Below are 17,096 nucleotides of genomic sequence, written 5' to 3'. Positions count from 1 at the left end.
CCCTACTCCCGTCAGCGGGGCGCCCCCTCGGCCACGGACGGCGCGTCGGTCAGCCACCAGGCGTCGAAGGCCAGCCCATAGGGCGGCAGGTTGGCCGGCCGTTTCAGCCGGTTCCAATAGGCGACGCGGTAGACGCCCGAATACCATTGCGGCACGACGTAATGCCCCCACAGCAGCACGCGGTCGAGCGCGGCGACGGCGGCCTTCAGATCCTCCTCTGTGCCCGCCCGCACGACCTGTGCGACCAGCGCGTCCACCGCCTCGCTGCGGATGCCGGCGAGGTTCTGGCTGCCCGGCCGGTCGGCGGCGGCGGAGCCCCAATAGCCGGCCTGCTCGTTCCCCGGCGACAGGGACTGGCCCCAGACATGGACCGTCATGTCGAAATCGAAGTCGCGGATGCGGTTCTCGTACTGGGTCGTGTCCACCGTCCGCAGGTTGGCCTGGATGCCCAGCCGCTTCAGATTCTCCACGAAGGGCAGTGTCACCCGCTCGAAGGTCGGGCTGTCCAGCAGGATCTCGAAGGCCAGCGGCTTGCCGGTGGCCGGGAACACGCGCTGGCCGTTGCGCACCTCCAGCCCGGCCTCGTCCAGCAGGCGCTTGGCCTCCAGCAGGTTGCGGCGCAGGCCGTTCTGCCCCTCGGTGCTGGGCGGGTGGTAGGCTTTGTCGAACACCTCGTCCGGGATCTTGCCGCGCCACGGCTCCAGCAGGGCCAGTTCGCGCCCCTGCGGCACGCCCCGCGATTGCAGGGGGGAGTTCTCGAAATAGCTCTCCGTCCGCTTGTAGGCGCCGTAGAACAGCGTCTGGTTCGTCCATTCGAAGTCGAAGGCATGCGCGATGGCCCAGCGCACGCGGCGGTCCTGGAACATCGGGCGGCGCGTGTTGAACACGTATCCCTGCATGCCCGCGGGCACCTGATTCTGGATTTCCTCCTTCGTCACCTTGCCGTCGCGCACCGCGTCGAAGTCGTAGCCGGTGGCCCAGGTCTTGGCGACGTTCTCCTGGCGGAAGTCGTAGAGCCCGCCGCGGAAGGCCTGCAACGCGACGCTGACGTCGCGGTAATACTCGTAGACCATCGTGCCGAAATTGTTCCGGCCGGCGTTCACCGGCAGGTCCTTGCCCCAATAGTCGGGCACCCGTTCGTAGCTGATGCTGCGCCCCGGATCGAAGGACGCGATGCGGTAGGGGCCGCTGCCCAGCGGCGGGTCGAGCGTCGTCGCCTGGAAGTCCTTGCCCTGCCAGTAATGCTTGGGCAGCACCGGCAGCTGGCCGACGATCAGCGGAAGCTCCCGGTTGTCGCCGGGCTTGAAGGTGAAGCGGACGCGGCGGTCGCCTTCGGCCTCCACCTTGTCCACGGCGGAATAGTAGCTGCGGTAGAAGGGGTGGCTCTCCGTCAGGGTGTGGAAGCTGAAGACCACGTCGTCGGCCGTCACCGGATTCCCGTCGTGCCAGCGGGCGTTGGGGCGCAGCGTGAAGGCCACCCAGGAGCGGTCCTCCGGCAGATCGATTGATTCCGCGAGCTGGCCGTATTCGGTGAAGGGCTCGTCCGCCGAATTCGCCATCAGCGTGTCGTAGATCATCGCCGCCCCGGCGGCCGGGACGCCCTTCAGCGTAAAGGGGTTCAAGGTGTCGAAGGAGCCGATGGCCTGGAGCGTCACCTTCCCGCCCTTCGGCGCGTTCGGGTTCACATAGTCGAAGTGCTTGAAGTCCGCGCCGTATTTCGGCTCGCCATAGAGCGCGATGCCGTGGCGCGGCTCCGCCCCAGCCCGGCCGGCTGTTCCGGCGGCCATCAGCGCGATCAGGACACACACGGCGATCCGGCGCATCTCGCTTCCCCTCGCTCACCCAGCCCCACAACGGACAACAGGTGGGGTCCGGGGGTCGGCACGGCGCCCTCTCCTTTCGGAACCTTCAACCCGGCGGGCGGTTGACCCGAACGCCTATCCCCGAAGGGATTCACCGCCATGGCCCAGCCCTATCACCCCCTCTATCACCCCATCGACACGCAGCATGTCCTGTTCCTCCTGCGGCAATGGCTGAAGGTGGTGTCGCCGCCCGCCGGGGTTGATTGGCTGGACAACGTGCGCGACGTGGTGAACGAAGGGGCCATGGACGGGGCCTTCCTGAACGCCTTCGCCGCCGTTCCCCGCCATGTCGGACAGGCACCCCTGCGGCTGACCCGCGAGGACCGGGAGGACGCGGCCAAGGCGCGCCCCGGCTGGCACCCGCACCGCTGGACCGCCGACGTGGCGGCGCGCGCCACGCTGCTGCTCAGCTACGACGACAGCACGTACGAGGCCTACGCGGACATGCTGACCGGGCTGCTGAAGCTGGGCCGCATCGAGACCTCGGCGACTCTCTACCGCTGCCTGCCGCTGCTGCCCTACCCGGAGCGCCACGTCTCCTGGGCGACCGCCGCCTCCCGCTCCGACCACCGGGCGCTGTTCGAGGCGCTGGCCGTGCGCAACCCCTACCCCACCGAGCGCTTCGACGAGGCCGCCTGGAATTCGCTCATCATGAAGGCGGTATTCCTGGGCGTCCCCCTGTTCGAGGTGGAAGGGCTGGAACGCCGGGCGAACCATGTGCTGGCGCACGAGCTGCGCGACTTCGCCCAGCAGCGCGCCGCCGCCGGCCACGCGCCGGGGCCGGCCGTCTGGCAGGCGGTCGGCGACCACGCCACCGGTCCCGTTCTCGACGACATGGCGCGCATGCTGAAGGCCGGCGACGCGGCGCAACGGCAGGCCGCGGCGCTGGTGCTGAGCCGCAGCCGCGACCCGCGGGCGCGGAGCATCCTCGCCGACCACCCGGACCTGCGCGACGCGGCGCTGGCGGGGCGGATCGACTGGGGGTCTTTGGGAAACCCGTCCTCGCGGGCGACGCTCTGACCGGCTTCAGCGGGCCGGCGGGATTCCACTGGCGTCGGGACGGGCTTGCCGTCATGGTTCGGCCGACCGCACACCCCAGCCAGGAGGGAGCCTCGCAGTGACCGCCGCCTACACCGTCTACGGCCATTGGAATTCCCAGCCAGCCGCCCGCGTCGTGCTGTTCCTGTCGATGGCCGGCGAGCCCTTCGTCTACCGTCATGTCGATGTGCGCACCGGCCAGCAGAAGACGCCCGAATACCTCGCCATCAACCGCTTCGGCCGGGTGCCGACGCTGGTGCACGGCGACCTCAGCATCTCCGAATCCGGCGTGATCCTCACCTATCTGGCTGAGAAGACAGGGAAGTTCGGCGGCCGGGACGAGCGGGAGAAGCTGAAGCTGGCCGAATGGCTGTCCTGGCTGGCCGACGTCCTGCTGCCGGTGCAGCGCGCCCGCGCGGTGCGCGCCTTCAACGGCGACACCAACGCCCTGCCCTGGCTGGACACGGGCGCGGCCAGCGGCCTGGCCCTGTTCGACGAACACCTCGCCGGCCGGGACTTCATCCAGAGCGAGCGGGTGACCATCGCCGACATCTTCGCCTTCCCCTGGATCGACCTTGTGGAGGAAGCGAACATCGACCTCGGCAAATACCCCAACGTCCAGGCGTGGCGCGCCCGCATGCTGGCCCAGCCCGGCGCCCGCCAACAGTACGAGCTGATGCCCCGGCAGAATGTGGGGTAAAGCAAAAGCCCCTCTCCCGCAGGGGAGAGGGGCCTTGATGAGCGCCGTTACTTCTTCGCGCCGACCGACGTGACGAAGCTGTCGTACGGCAGTTCGGCGACCCGGAACCAGAGCTGGGTTTCGTCCAGGAACGGCTTCCAGTTCTCGTAGATCGTCTTGAAGTTCGGGTTGGTCTTGGCGATCTCGTCGTAATGCTCGAAGGCGATCTTGTAGGCCTGCTCCATCAGGTCGCGCGGGAAGGCGCGCAGGATGGCGCCCTTGCCGACCAGACGCTTCAGGGCCTTCGCGTTCTCCGAATCGTAGCGCGCCGTCATGTAGGTGTTCGCCTCGGCGCAGGCGGCGGTCAGGATCGACTGGTAGGACTTGGGCAGCTTTTCCCATTCCTGCAAGTTGACGTAGAGCGAGACGTTCGGCCCGCCTTCCCACCAGCCCGGATAATAGTAATACTTGGCGACCTGGAAGAAGCCGAGCTTCTCGTCGTCGTACGGGCCGACGAACTCGGTGGCGTCGATGGTGCCCTTCTCCAGCGCCGGATAGACGTCGCTGCCCGCGATCTGGGTCGGGGTGGCGCCCATCTTGGCCATGATCTGGCCGGTGATGCCGGCGATGCGGATCTTCAGGCCCTGGAAGTCGGCGACCGACTTGATCTCCTTGCGGTACCAGCCGCCCATCTGGACGCCGGTGTTGCCCGCCGGGAACTGGATGACGTTGTGGTTCTTCATAAAGGCGCGCATCAGGTCCAGGCCGCCGGCCTGGAACCAGGCGTTCATCTGGCGCGCGTTCGGGCCGAAGGGGATCGCCGTGTCGAAGGCGAAGGTCGGGTCCTTGCCGACATAGTAGTAGCCGCAGGTGTGGCCGCACTGGACCGTGCCGTTCTGCACGGCGTCGAGCACTTGGAGGCCCGGCACGATCTCGCCGGCCGCGTGGACGCGGATTTGGAACTTGCCGTCGGTGCTCTCGGCCACGCGGCGGGCGATCACCTCCGACGCGCCGACCAGGATGTCGGTGCTCTTCGGGAAGCTCGACGCCAGGCGCCACTGGATTTCCGGCTGCGACTGCGCGATGGCCGGAGCGGCCACGCCGGCGACCGCGAGGCCAGCACCCGTCGCCGCCGCGCCGGCGCTGGCCGTCTTCAGAAAGTCACGCCTTTTCACGACTCTTCTCCCATGGTTTTTGCCTCCCCGTGCGTGGCAAACGGCGCCAGGACCACTTGTTGCAGAGGGTTATTCACGGGAGTAACAAAGCAGCCTTTTTGCTGTCCTTCACCGACAAAATCCGCATGACTGGTCTTCATCGCCTCATGCGGAGCCCATCCGCAGCCCCAGGAAGGCCGACAGAGGCGGCAGCACCAGCGTCCGGCCATCGGCGGTGACCTCCGGTGCGGGCACGCCGGGCGGGCGCGGCAGGTCCAGCGGGACGAGGCCCGGCTTGCGCTTCAAGGCGTATTCGGCCGGGGCGTCGGCGAAGTTGAAGACGGCCAGCAGACGCTCTCCATCCACCGTCCGCTCGAAGGCCAGGACGGATCCCTTATCCTCCACCGCGTCGACCCCGCCGTCGGTCAGCGCGGCGTGGTTGCGGCGCAGGCGCAGGGCCTGCCGCCAGATGTCGAGCGGGCTGCCCGGCTGGCGTTCCTGCCGGTCGACGGCGAGCGCGTGGTGCGCCTCCGCCACCGGCAGCCAGGGCTCCGCCGAGGTCGAGAAGCCGGCGTTGGCGGCGTCGGCCCGCCAGGGCATCGGCGTGCGGCTGCCGTCGCGGCCCTGGAACTCCGGCCAATAGGTGATGCCGAAAGGGTCGCGCAGTTCGTGGTGCTCCAGCGCCGCGTTGGGTAGGGCCAGTTCCTCCCCCTGGTAGAGGCAGACCGTGCCGGGCAGCGCTGCGAACAAGGCGGCCAGCAGGGCATTGAAGCGGTCCGGGTCGGCGCCGGGCGGCAGCCAGCGGCTTGCCGCGCGCTCCACGTCGTGGTTGGAAAAGCTCCAGCAGATCGCCTCCGGCCGGGGGGCGCTGGCCAGAGCGCTGGCGAAGCCCTTTGCGGTGAAGGGCTGCTTGGCGAGCGACAGGGTGTAGGCGGCGTGCAGCCCCTGCGGCCCGCAATAGGCGGCGATGCGCTGCCCGGCGCCGGGCTGGCTGGACAGCTCGCCCAGCAGGACGCGGCCCGGATAGCGGTCCACCTCCGCGCGCAGCCGCGCCAGCACGTCCCGCACCGACAGGTGCATCATGTCGTAAAGGTGCCGTTGCAGGGCGAAGGGCTTCAGCGGCGGTTCCGACGCCGGCCAGCCTACGGCGGGGTTGGAGCGCAACTGCGGGTCGTGCGCGAAGAAGTCCACGGCGTCGATGCGGAAGCCGTCCACCCCGCGTTCCAGCCAGAAAGCGGCGGTGTCGCACAGCGCCTGCATCACCGCATCGTTGTGCAGGTTCAGCGCTGGCTGGCTCGCCAGGAAATGATGCAGGTAGTACTGGCGCCGCCGCGGCTCCCACGTCCAGGCGGCCCCGCCGAACACCGACAGCCAGTTGTTGGGCGGCGTGCCGTCCGGGCGCGGGTCGGCCCAGACGTACCAGTCCGCGAACTCCCCCTCGCGGGAGCGGCGGCTCGCCTCGAACCAGCGGTGCTCGTCGGAGGTGTGGCCGCAGACCAGATCGACGATCACCTTCAGCCCGCGCAGGTGGGCCTTGTGAATGATGTGGTCGAAGGTCGCCAGCCGCCCCATGCGCGGATCGACGGCGCGGTGGTCGGTGATGTCGTAGCCGAAGTCCTTCAGCGGCGACGGGTAGAAGGGGCTGATCCACACCCCGTCCACCCCCAGCGACGCCACATGGTCGATCCCGTCCAGCACGCCGTCCAGATCGCCCCACCCGTCCCCATTCCGGTCGAGGAAGCTCAAGGGGTAGATCTGGTAGAGGGCCGCGCCGCGCAGCCAGTTCGAGGTTTGGGACATGGAATGCCTTCCGCACGGGACCTGCGCGAAAGGTCTGCCCCCAACCCTAACGATTTCTTACCGGCGTATTTTGGTCACCGCCCCATCACTTCTCACTGTGGGAAGTCGGCGACGGCAGCATCCGCAGCCAGGGCGCCCAGGCCTGCCGCACCATGCCGGCCCAGGCTTGCATCGGCGCGGCCCAGACGGCGGCGAACGGGTTCATGCTCTGGCCCAGCATAGGATTCAGAAGCATCGGGTTCAGCATCCCGCGCAGGGCGTCGAAGGACGGGGTCGCGGTGATCTGCAACGCGATCACTTCCGCGCCGCGCTCCGGGTCCTCGCGGTGAAGGATCTGGATGTCCAGGTTCGGCAGGGCGGCGGTCAGCTTGGTCTCTTCCATCGTCCAACTCCCTTGCTTTGGTTGACGGGCACGATACGGCCTTCGCATGTGCGAAGAAACCCTCCCGAACGGTCAGGCGGGTGCCGGTCTGCAACCAAAAAGCCGGGCTGGCGGTTGAAGGAACAGCAATCGACACGGGTTTCCGCCATGGATGGGCCTCTCTCGACCGACACCCAGACCGACCCGAAGGAGGCCGCCGCCTGCGCCGGCTTGGCCTACGTCTCCGACGAGGAGCCCGGCATCCGGCGTCGGCGCGCCGGCAAGGGCTTCAGCTACAAATGGCCCGACGGCCGGACGGTCACGGAAGAGGACACGCTGGAGCGCATCCGCAAGCTGGCGATCCCGCCCGCCTACCGCGACGTCTGGATCTGCCCCGATCCCGACGGCCACATCCAGGCCACCGGGCGCGACGACAAGGGGCGCAAGCAATACCGCTACCACGCCCGCTGGACCGAGATTCGCGAGGGCACGAAGTTCGGCCGCATGCTGGAGTTCTGCCGCGCCCTGCCCGCCATCCGCCAGCGGGTGGACGAGGACCTGTCGCGGCGTGGCCTGCCGCGCGAGAAGGTGCTGGCGACCGTCGTGCGCCTGCTGGAAACCACGCTGATCCGCGTCGGCAACGAGAGCTACGCCCGCGAGAACCAGAGTTACGGCCTGACCACCCTGCGCGACGGCCACGCGGACATCGAGGGTTCCGAGATCCGCTTCTCCTTCAAGGGCAAGTCCGGGAAGGAATGGAACGTCTCCATGAAGGACCGCCGCCTCGCCCGCGTGGTGCGCGCCTGCCAGGACGTGCCGGGGGAGGAACTGTTCCAGTATGTGGACGGGGACGGGCAGCGGCACGCCATCGCGTCCGGCGACGTGAACGACTACCTGCGCGCCATCACCGGCCAGGACTTCACCGCCAAGGACTTCCGCACATGGGCCGGGACGGTGCTGGCCGCCATGGCGCTGAAGGAGTTCGAGAGCTTCGACACCAGGACCAAGGCCAAGCGCAACGTCACCCGCGCCATCGAGCAGGTGGCCTCGCGCCTGGGCAACACGGCCAGCGTCTGCCGCAAGAGCTACGTCCACCCGGAAATCCTCGACGCCTATGTGGAGGGCAACCTTCTGGACTCGCTGAAGACCGAGGTGGAAGCCGAACTGCGCGACGATCTGTCCGGCCTGGATGCGGAGGAAGCGGCGGTGCTCGCCTTCCTGCGCGAGCGTCTGGAGCGCGAAACCCGGTCCCGCGCCCGTGAGAGCGAACAGCGGTCCAGCCGCCGGCGCAACGCCGCGTGAAGGCGGCTGTTCTGATCAGGGACTTCATCCCATAAGGGAGCACGACCATGGCAAAGACCACCACCGACCACGACGAGATTCGCCATTGGGCCGAAAGCCACGGCGGCAAGCCCGCGGTCGTCCGCAGCACCCACCATCAGGGCAAATCGCGCAAGACCGGCGTCGGCCTGCTGCGCCTGATGTTCCCGAAGGCCCGCCAGTCCGACCACGACGAGTTGGAGGAGATCGATTGGGACGAATTCTTCAAGCAGTTCGAGGATTCGAAGCTGGCGCTCCTCTACGAGGAAGGCTCCAACTTCAACAAGCTGATCGGCCGCGACACCGCCGAAAAGCGCGAGCACGGCGACCACAAGGCCGCAAGGCATTGACGAAAAACCCTCTCCCAGCCCCGCTGGGAGAGGGTTTTGACGGTTACCGCGCCGTCCGCGCGCCCCAGGGCAGCATGCGGGTCAGGATGCCGTCCTTCAGCACATACTGGTGGAAGATGGCGGCGGCGGCGTGGAGGCCGGCGACGATCAGGATGAGGTTGCCGAGAACCTCGTGCCCCTCTTCCAGCAGCTTGCCCAGATCCTTGCTCTCGCCGACCAGCGTGGGCAGGGTGAACAGGCCCCAAACCTCCACCGGACGCCCCTTGGCCTGCGACATCAGCACGCCGACGACCGGCACGGCGATCATCAGGCCATAAAGCGCCATATGGCCGGCTTTGGCGGCCAGCGCCATCAGCGGGGCGGTGCCCGCCGGCAGGCCCGGTTGCGGGCGGATGAAGCGCCAGATCAGCCGCAGCACGACCAGGAACATCACGGTGGCGCCGACCGACTTATGGATGCCCATCAGCGCAGAGCGCTCGGGTCCGCGCGGCATGCCCTCCAGGATCTGGATCAGCACGAAGGCGGCGATGATCAGCAGAGCGATGCCCCAGTGCAGCGCCTGCATGGGCAGGTCGTAACGCTCTTTCATGGGGTTCGACACGGTCATTCTCCGATTGGCAGAAGCATTCTTCGGTCAACCTTGAACGACCGCACCTGAACCTTGTCTGAACGGCCGCTTCCCCAGATGCAGATCAGGCCGGCGTCGCTTCCACCACCACCTCGGCCGCGGGCTGCAGGCGGCGGACGGCGAGGCACACGATGTCGCCCGGCAGACCTTCGCCCCCGACATGCGCCTCCACCGCGCGCAGGACGAGGTCCGTGCGGTCGCGCACCGACAGGCCGCGCCCCTGGGCCAGGGCGGCGGCCAGCCGCTCCTCCCCGAAGGGCTCGCGCTGGGCGCCGGTCGCCTTCAGAACCACATCGGTGCACAGGAACAGCGTCTCTTCCTGGTCGAGTCGAATGATCGCCTCGCCATAGGGCACGCCCTTGCGCACGCCGAGCGCCGGGCCGCCGGTGTCGGCCAGCGACTCCACCGTTCCGTCGGCCAGCACGCGGCAGGGCGCGCGGTTGCCGGCGCTGGAATGGCGCAGCATGCCGGTGCTGCGGTCGTAGATGGCGACAAAGGCCGTGGCGAAGCCGTCGAAGGGGCTTTGGCCACACAGCAGGTCGTTGGCACCGGCCAGGATGGCGGAGGGCGTGACGCCCGGCCGGCCGGCCAGTTCGCGGATCGCGCCCCGCACCAGCAGCATCAGGAAGGCCGCCGGAACGCCGCCGCCCGACACGCCGGCCACGACCAGCAGGGTCAGGCGCTCGTCCAGCTCGATCACGTCGTAGAAATCGCCGCTGACCGCCGGGCCGGCGACCAGCGCGCCGTGGAACTGGCTGTCGCGGCCGGTCGGAAGCTGTCGCGGCAGCAGGCTCGCCTGCACGTCGCGGGCAGCGCGCTGCTCCTCCTCGATCAGGGATTCGGCGGCGCTCAGCTTCTCGGTCTTGGTCTCCAGCTCCGCCGTGCGCAGCAGAAGCTGGGCGTCCAGCGTCTCCTCGCGGGCGCTGGCTTCCAGGGCCATGGTGCGGAAGACGCGGGCAAGGCGGCCCATCTCGTCGTTTCGCTCCATCGCCTCGTTCAGGGTGAAGGGGTTGAAGCGTCCGGCCTCCGCGGCGGCGACGGCTTCGCCCAGCCGCTCGATGGGGGCCATCTGGCGGCGCGCGAAGCGCACGGCGAAATACACGCCCAGGCCGAACACGATCACGCCCAGCAGAACGCCGATCTTGACCTGACGCGCGACCACGGCACCGATGTCCCCGGCCGGCAGGCGGACCGCCGCGACGCCGGTGGCCTGCCCCGCCGCCTTCACCGGCGCGAAGCTGGTCAGGAAGGCGCCCTCGCGCAGGCTGCGGACCTCCCCGCTGGCCGCCGTGGCCTTGGCGGCCTCGACGGCGGAATCGGAAAGCGGACCGCCGCTCGCATCGCCCTGCACCGCGCCGCGCGCCAGGATGCGCCCGTCGCGGTCGAGCAGCCACGCCGCGTCCACCGACTTGGTCGCCAGCAGCCCGTCGATCAGCCCTTCCACGCCGGCCTTCTTCGTGATCTCGCCCAGCTTGCGCACGTCGGCGCCGACCTGGACGATGCGCGGCTTGTCCACGCCCGCTACGCCGGCGAACTTCATCAGCTTGCCGCCTTCCGGGGCGGCGTCGGTCACCAACTTCTCCGGCGCGCGGCTCAGCAGCCCGTAATAGGGCGCGTGCTTCGGCTGCGCCTTGGGATCCTGCCCGAAAGTGAGGTCCGGACCCGGCTGGTTGTGCAGATAGGCGCGGCCCCGGTTGTCGGTGATCCAGATTTCGTCCGGTCCGCCGGACTCTGCGATGGCCTTCAGCTTATCGGTGATCGGCTTGATCGGCGCCTTGGCCCCTTCCATCAGGGCGACGAGGTGCGCGGTCAGCGTCGCCTCGGAGATCAGGCGCTCGCCCAGCAGGGCCTCGACGTCGCGCGGGATGTCGCGCGCCTGCACCGCCGACCGCGCGAGCAGGGTCGCCGTCATGCGGCCGTCCGCCTCGACGCGCGCCATCATCGACGCGGACGTCGTCCAGGCCAGCACCGCCGTGATCGCCGCAACCGCCAGAGTCACCAGCCCGGTGATCAGCAGGATCAAACGCCCTTGAAAGGTCATGGAGGAGACCTGCCTCTAAAGCCAAGCGAAAAAGCCAACCGGCCAGCGCGGGATTTGGGACAAATGCCCCTTCCGCGCCCATCGGTTCTACCGGGGCCGGGGGCGGGAGTCCAGGAGAGGACGGACCGAAAGCTGTAACCGTTCAGTACCAGTACCCGCCGAGACGGTAGCGCGGCCGGCGCACGGCGCGCGGGAACACCAGATGAACCGGCAGGCTCTCCAGCCCGGGCAGCACCGGCGGCGGGGTGCGCAGCTCCATCAGGCGCTTCACGCGCTCTTCCGTTTCCGGGTGGGTGCGCAGCAGCGACGGGATGTTCTGGGCCTGCCGGCGGCCTGGAAAGCGGATTCCCTCCCACGGCCCGTGCTGCAACGCCTCGATCCGGGCGAGTGCGGAGGCGACGCCCTCCGCATCCCCGGTGAGGTGGGCGGCGTCGAGGTCGGCGTCGAACTCCCGCGTGCGGGACAGGGCAAGTTGCAGCAGCGCCCCGGCCCAAGGTGCGGCAATCAGCAGCAGGATGAGCAGCCAGGGAACGCCCTCCCGGCTCATCAGAAGCAGGGGCAGGTTGAGAATCAGCAGCGCGATCCCGAACAGCGACATCATGCGGGTCAGGCTGGTCACCGTGTCGGCGATGCCCATGACCGTCAGGTCGCTGTTGCGGACGTGGCTGATCTCGTGCGCCAGCACCCCGGCCAGTTCGCGCAGGGACAGCGTGCGCAGCAGCCCGTCGGTCACGGCGATGGCCGCCTGCCGGCGGCTGCCGACCGCAAAGGCGTTCAGCGTCGGGCTTCCGATATACCACAGCTCCGGCGGGTTCGGCAGTTCGGCCCGGCGGGTGATCGCGCCCACCGCCTCGAACAGGCGGGGAGCGTCGGCGTAGGTCAGCCGCTGCGCGCCGAACATGCCGAGGATCATGCGCGGCGACAGGCGCGGGCTGAAGACCAGGCTGATCCCGCCGCCCACCATCGCCCACAACACCCCGTCCGGCCCGGCCAGGATCCAGCCGCACAGTGCCAGGATCAGCACCATGCCGCCGAGCAGCAGAACGGAATGGGTGAGATTGCCGACCTTGCGGCGCCACCGCAACGCGGCGACCGCCCGGTCGGTGGACAGGAAGGCCATGACGCGCGCTCCGCCGTGGGTAAAGCCGGTCAAGATCATGTTGGGAGCTGCGGTGGGGCCGTCACCCCCGCCGCAAGCACAGGCGCCCTGCGCGACCAGAACGACTGGCCACCTTGATTTGACCGGTGCCATTGAACACATACACGCCCGACGTGCTCAACAACCCCTGTCGCTGGCTCCTGTCCCTGGACAACGGTCACCGCCATGAGCAATCCCTACGAAATTCTGGGCGTCTCCCCCACCGCAACGGACGACGAGATCCGTAAGGCCTACCGCAAACTCGCCAAGAAGCACCATCCGGACCTGAACCCCGGACAGGCGGAGGCGGAACAGCGCTTCAAGGACATCAGCGCCGCCTATTCCCTGCTCTCCGATCCGGAAAAGCGCGCGCGCTTCGACCGCGGCGAGATCGACGCCTCCGGCCAGGAACGGCCTCAACGCCAGTATTACCGCGACTTCGCGGAAGGGCCGGGCGGTGCCCGCTACGCCCACGCGGAGGGATTCGCGTCGGACGATCTGGAGCACATCTTCTCCGACCTGTTCGGCGGGCGCGGATTCGGGCGGGGCGGCGCCGCCATGCCGATGAAGGGCGGCAATCTCAGCCTGTCGCTGACCGTGGACTTTGTGGACGCGGCCAAGGGCGGCAAGCGCCGGGTCACAATGCCGGACGGCCGCACGCTCGACATCGACCTGCCCGCCGGTCTGGAGGACGGCGGCACGCTGCGCCTGAAGGGCCAGGGCCTGCCGGGTCACAACGGCGGCCCGCCGGGCGACGCCCTGGTCACCGTGATGATCGCCCCCCACCCCTGGTTCCGGCGGGAGGGCGACGACGTCCACCTCGACCTGCCCGTGACGCTGGCGGAGGCGGTGCTGGGCGGCAAGGTCCGCGTGCCGACCATTGATGGCGCGGTGTTGCTGACGATCCCGAAGGGCGCCAACAACGGCACCCGCCTGCGGCTGAAGGGCAAGGGCATCCCCGACCCGCAGAAGGGCACGCGCGGCGACCAGTATGTGACGCTGCGCATCGCGCTGCCGGAGTCGCCGGACCCCGCGCTGGAGGAGTTCGTGCGCGGCTGGTCGGCGGACTACAACCCGCGCCGGGCCATGGAGGCCGCATGACATGGTGCAGCGAACGGACGAGGTGCTGGCGCAATGCCGGCGTGTCACCGCCGCCCAACTGACGATGTGGGTGGAACGCCACTGGATCCGGCCGCAGCATGAGGCCGGCGGGCTGCTGTTCAGCGATGCGGACGTGGCCCGGCTGGAGATGATCTGCGACCTGCGCGAGGATCTGGCGCTGGACGACGAGGCGATGCCGGTGGTGCTGTCTTTGCTGGATAGCGTCTATTCCCTGCGGCGGCGCCTGCGCGTCCTCGCCGAGGGGATCGGCCGGCTTCCGCCTGAGGCCCGCGAGCTGCTGCGGGACGAACTGCGGAAGCTGGAAGAAGGAGAGTAGATCAGCAGCGGACGCCGAAGGCCCGGCCGCTCGTGGCGATGTCCTGGTTGAAACCCTCGGCCACACGGTCGTTGCCGCCGGACAGAAGACAGAGCGTCACGTTGATGGCGCTGAGGATCGCGTGGTCGATCTGTTCCGGCTGGGCGTTGTGGCGTTTGATGGCTTTCAGAGCGCGGGTAACCGATTGGGCCATGACGCTGTTCCGTTCGCTGTCGTCGGTGGTCGGAAACGCGATGGCGGCATGATGCCGCTTCCCGTCGTTCCCCGCTGTGCGCCGGGCCACAACCCGGATCACGAAGCCCACCTTCGCGTGGTGCGTCGATTCCTACGACCGGAGTCTTAATCAGGTGTAAACGACCCGGCCAAACGGCCGGCATACCTCCTTATGCGCATGGTCGGTGTCCCGCCCGAAAGCCCTGACAAAAGAAAGGGCCGAGCTTAGGCTCGGCCCTTCGTCATAGCGGGGTGATAGGCCCCTGCGACTATTTGACCAGGGGCAGCCGCTCGAACTGGTGGTACGGCGGCGGGGAACTGAGCGTCCATTCCAGCGTGGTTGCACCGGGACCCCAGTAGTTCGCGCCGACTCGCGCCCCGTAGCGCAGCGTCCAGATCGCCGTCACGATGAAGATGATGTGCCCGGTGAAGGACACGTAGGACCCCAGCGAGGAGATCAGATTCCACCCCGCGAAGGCGTCGGGATAGTCCGGAATGCGGCGCGGCATGCCGGCGACGCCCAGGAAATGCTGCGGGAAGAAGGTCAGGTTGGTGCCGACGAAGGTCAGCCAGAAGTGGACCTTGCCCCAGAACTCCGGATACTGGCGACCCGACATCTTGCCGATCCAGTAATACCAGCCGGCGAAGATGGAGAAGACGGCTCCCAGCGACAGCACGTAATGGAAGTGCGCGACGACATAGTAGGTGTCGTGCAGCGACTTGTCCAAGCCGCCGTTGGCGAGAACCACTCCCGACACGCCACCGACCGTGAACAGGAAGATGAGGCCGAGCGCGAACAGCATCGGCGTCTTGAACTCGATGGATCCGCCCCACATCGTGGCGATCCAGGAGAAGATCTTCACGCCCGTCGGCACCGCGATGATCATGGTGGCGGCGGTGAAATAGGCACGCGTGTCCACGTCCAGGCCGACCGTGTACATGTGGTGCGCCCACACCACGAAGCCGACCACGCCGATGGCGACCATCGCGTAGGCCATGCCGAGATACCCGAACACCGGTTTCTTGGAGAAGGTGGACACCACCTGGCTGATGATGCCGAAGCCCGGCAGGATCATGATGTAGACTTCGGGGTGGCCGAAGAACCAGAACAGATGCTGGAACAGCACCGGATCGCCCCCGCCCTCCGGGTTGAAGAAGGTGGTGCCGAAGTTGCGGTCGGTCAGCAGCATGGTGATCGCGCCGCCCAGCACCGGAACGGCCAGCAGCAGCAGAAAGGCCGTCACCAGCATCGCCCAGACGAACAGCGGCATCTTGTGCAGCGTCATGCCCGGCGCGCGCATGTTGAAAATCGTCGTGATGAAGTTCACCGCGCCCAGGATCGACGACGCGCCCGCGAGGTGGAGCGAGAAGATCGCCATGTCCACCGACGGGCCGGGATGCGCCGTGGCGGCCGACAGCGGCGGGTAGATCGTCCAGCCCGTGCCGGCACCAAGCCCCACGAAGACCGACGAGAACAGCAGCAGCAGCGCCGGGACCAGCAGCCAGAAGCTGATGTTGTTCAGCCGTGGGAACGCCATGTCCGGCGCGCCGATCATGATCGGCACGAACCAGTTGCCGAAGCCGCCGATCAGCGCCGGCATGACCACGAAGAACACCATGATCAGGCCGTGCGCCGTAATGACGACGTTCCACATCTGCCCGTCGCCCACCACGCTCAGGCCAGGGCTTTGCAACTCCGCCCGGATGATGCCGGAAAAGGCCAGCCCGGCGAACCCGGCCACCACGGAGAAGGCCAGATAGAGCGTCCCGATGTCCTTGTGGTTGGTGGAGAACAGCCAGCGCTGCACGAATCCGGGCGTATGGTCGTGGTGCGCGTCGTGCCCGGCAACGGAATGCGGCTCAGCCATCGCGATCCTCGCTTGGTCTTGCGTTTATGGGGCGGTCATTGCGGAGCGGCGGCGACCTCCGTCGCCTGAACCTGAGTCGCGGGAGCCGGGTCGGCATTCGCGAACTTCTTCTTGGCCTGCTCCACCCACTGGGCGAAGCGCTCCTTCGACACCGCTTCGATGGCGATGGGCATGTAGCCGTGGTTGGTGCCGCAGATTTCCGAGCACTGGCCGTAATAGACGCCTTCCTTTTCGATCTTGACCCAGGATTCGTGCAGGCGGCCGGGCACCCCGTCCTCCTTCAGGCCGAAGGCGGGCAGGCCGAAGGAGTGGATCACGTCGCCGGCGGTGACCAGCAGTCGGATGGTCGTGTCCACGGGCAGCACCACGCGGTTGTCGACCTCCAGCAGGCGACGCTGGCCCGGCTTGATCTGGTCGTCCGGAATGAGGATGGAGGAGAAGGTGAAGTTGCCGTTGTCGGGATACTCGTAATCCCAGTACCACTGGCGGCCGGTGATCTTCAGCGTCATGTCCGCCTCGCGCACATGGTCGCCGAAATACAGCAGGCGGAAGGACGGAACGGCGATCACCACCAGGATGATCACCGGCACCACGGTCCAGATCACCTCGATCAGCGTGTTGTGCGAGGTGCGCGAGGGAACCGGGTTCTTCTTGTCGTTGAAGCGGACGACCACGGTCGCCAGCAGCACCAGCACCAGGACGCAGACGGCGACCATGATCCAGACCAGCAGGCGATGGAACCAGTCCATCATGTCCATCACCGGCGAGCTGGGCGTCTGGTGCCAGATCTGCCAGGGGTGCGGCTCGCCGATCACCGGCAGGGGCGTGTTGGGCGGGATCTGCCCCGGCGGCGTCGCGGCGCCGGGAGGCTGCTGCGCCCAGGCGCCGCCGCCCGTTCCCAGCAGCATGAATTCCATGAAGGCGACCGTCCCGGCCGCCCACAATCGTGTGAGGGTTTGCCGTGTGAGGGTTTGCCGTGCGACGGTTTGCCGTGCGACGGTTTGCTTCCCGATCGTCATTTGTCCCCCTCCGCCCCGGACCGGCGCGCAAGGCGCCTCTTTCCTGGGCAGAACAGGCGACGGCGGGGAAAGTTCACGCCTGTGCTAGGGCGTGTCGTCAGTTAGGGGATTCCCAGCGGGCGGAATGCGTGATTCATAGAGCGTCGGCTGACGGGAGGGCCGACCGATGCGACGCTATGCTTTGCGC

The 17,096-nt window shown here is 68.0% G+C and carries 16 protein-coding genes; 6 read left to right on the top strand and 10 right to left on the bottom strand.

Annotation, left to right across the window (positions count from 1 at the left end; translation table 11 throughout):
* Positions 1–11: 11 nt before the first annotated feature.
* Positions 12–1,823, bottom strand: a complete 1,812-nt coding sequence (locus ACSVC7_RS12730) for an extracellular solute-binding protein (protein ID WP_448204822.1) — start codon at positions 1,821–1,823, stop codon at positions 12–14.
* A gap of 138 nt (positions 1,824–1,961) precedes the next feature.
* On the opposite strand from ACSVC7_RS12730, the gene ACSVC7_RS12725 reads away from it, so the two are divergent.
* Both ACSVC7_RS12725 and ACSVC7_RS12720 read left to right on the top strand, forming a co-directional pair.
* Positions 1,962–2,882: an EboA domain-containing protein gene (locus ACSVC7_RS12725; protein WP_448204823.1), complete on the top strand. Its 921-nt coding sequence runs from the start codon at positions 1,962–1,964 to the stop codon at positions 2,880–2,882.
* A gap of 97 nt (positions 2,883–2,979) precedes the next feature.
* The gene (locus tag ACSVC7_RS12720) at positions 2,980–3,600 is read left to right on the top strand and encodes a glutathione S-transferase family protein (RefSeq protein ID WP_448204824.1); all 621 of its coding nucleotides are present in this window, start codon (positions 2,980–2,982) and stop codon (positions 3,598–3,600) included.
* Between the two features lie 47 nt (positions 3,601–3,647).
* Here the strand turns inward: ACSVC7_RS12720 and ACSVC7_RS12715 are convergent, their stop codons facing one another.
* From ACSVC7_RS12715 to ACSVC7_RS12705, 3 genes are all read right to left on the bottom strand, one after another.
* Entirely contained in the window at positions 3,648–4,754 is a 1,107-nt protein-coding gene (locus ACSVC7_RS12715; protein WP_448204825.1) for a TRAP transporter substrate-binding protein, read from the bottom strand.
* Positions 4,755–4,898: 144 nt separating this feature from the next.
* Complete coding sequence (locus tag ACSVC7_RS12710; RefSeq protein ID WP_448204826.1) at positions 4,899–6,533, bottom strand: alpha-amylase family glycosyl hydrolase; 1,635 nt, start codon at positions 6,531–6,533, stop codon at positions 4,899–4,901.
* Between the two features lie 85 nt (positions 6,534–6,618).
* Positions 6,619–6,915 carry a hypothetical protein gene (locus ACSVC7_RS12705; protein WP_448204827.1) on the bottom strand — a complete coding sequence of 99 codons (297 nt, stop codon included), beginning with the start codon at positions 6,913–6,915 and terminating at the stop codon, positions 6,619–6,621.
* Positions 6,916–7,062: 147 nt separating this feature from the next.
* On the opposite strand from ACSVC7_RS12705, the gene ACSVC7_RS12700 reads away from it, so the two are divergent.
* Both ACSVC7_RS12700 and ACSVC7_RS12695 read left to right on the top strand, forming a co-directional pair.
* Positions 7,063–8,196 carry a DNA topoisomerase IB gene (locus tag ACSVC7_RS12700; protein ID WP_448204828.1) on the top strand — a complete coding sequence of 378 codons (1,134 nt, stop codon included), beginning with the start codon at positions 7,063–7,065 and terminating at the stop codon, positions 8,194–8,196.
* A gap of 47 nt (positions 8,197–8,243) precedes the next feature.
* A complete protein-coding gene (locus ACSVC7_RS12695) occupies positions 8,244–8,564 on the top strand; it encodes a hypothetical protein (RefSeq protein WP_448204829.1) in 321 nt (106 codons plus the stop codon).
* Positions 8,565–8,607: 43 nt separating this feature from the next.
* Here ACSVC7_RS12695 and ACSVC7_RS12690 read toward each other — a convergent pair whose 3' ends face one another.
* From ACSVC7_RS12690 to ACSVC7_RS12680, 3 genes are all read right to left on the bottom strand, one after another.
* A complete protein-coding gene (locus ACSVC7_RS12690) occupies positions 8,608–9,171 on the bottom strand; it encodes a cytochrome b (RefSeq protein WP_448204830.1) in 564 nt (187 codons plus the stop codon).
* Positions 9,172–9,256: 85 nt separating this feature from the next.
* The gene (locus ACSVC7_RS12685) at positions 9,257–11,233 is read right to left on the bottom strand and encodes a PP2C family protein-serine/threonine phosphatase (RefSeq protein WP_448204831.1); all 1,977 of its coding nucleotides are present in this window, start codon (positions 11,231–11,233) and stop codon (positions 9,257–9,259) included.
* 142 nt (positions 11,234–11,375) lie between these two features.
* Complete coding sequence (locus tag ACSVC7_RS12680; RefSeq protein ID WP_448204832.1) at positions 11,376–12,353, bottom strand: zinc metalloprotease HtpX; 978 nt, start codon at positions 12,351–12,353, stop codon at positions 11,376–11,378.
* A gap of 204 nt (positions 12,354–12,557) precedes the next feature.
* On the opposite strand from ACSVC7_RS12680, the gene ACSVC7_RS12675 reads away from it, so the two are divergent.
* Together ACSVC7_RS12675 and ACSVC7_RS12670 are read left to right on the top strand one after the other, a co-directional pair.
* Positions 12,558–13,472 carry a DnaJ C-terminal domain-containing protein gene (locus ACSVC7_RS12675; protein WP_448204833.1) on the top strand — a complete coding sequence of 305 codons (915 nt, stop codon included), beginning with the start codon at positions 12,558–12,560 and terminating at the stop codon, positions 13,470–13,472.
* A gap of 1 nt (position 13,473) precedes the next feature.
* The gene (locus ACSVC7_RS12670) at positions 13,474–13,809 is read left to right on the top strand and encodes a chaperone modulator CbpM (protein WP_448204834.1); all 336 of its coding nucleotides are present in this window, start codon (positions 13,474–13,476) and stop codon (positions 13,807–13,809) included.
* Between the two features lies 1 nt (position 13,810).
* Here ACSVC7_RS12670 and ACSVC7_RS12665 read toward each other — a convergent pair whose 3' ends face one another.
* The 3 genes from ACSVC7_RS12665 to coxB form a co-directional block, all read right to left on the bottom strand.
* The gene (locus ACSVC7_RS12665; protein WP_448204835.1) at positions 13,811–14,104 is read right to left on the bottom strand and encodes a hypothetical protein; all 294 of its coding nucleotides are present in this window, start codon (positions 14,102–14,104) and stop codon (positions 13,811–13,813) included.
* A gap of 187 nt (positions 14,105–14,291) precedes the next feature.
* Positions 14,292–15,890: a cytochrome c oxidase subunit I gene (gene ctaD / locus ACSVC7_RS12660; protein WP_448204836.1), complete on the bottom strand. Its 1,599-nt coding sequence runs from the start codon at positions 15,888–15,890 to the stop codon at positions 14,292–14,294.
* Positions 15,891–15,925: 35 nt separating this feature from the next.
* On the bottom strand, positions 15,926–16,807 hold the full coding sequence (gene coxB / locus ACSVC7_RS12655; protein ID WP_448204837.1) for a cytochrome c oxidase subunit II: 882 nt from the start codon (positions 16,805–16,807) through the stop codon (positions 15,926–15,928).
* Positions 16,808–17,096 lie beyond the last annotated feature (289 nt).

Source organism: Azospirillum mesophilum (assembly GCF_053470405.2).
This window is presented reverse-complemented; position numbering and strand designations above follow the sequence as displayed.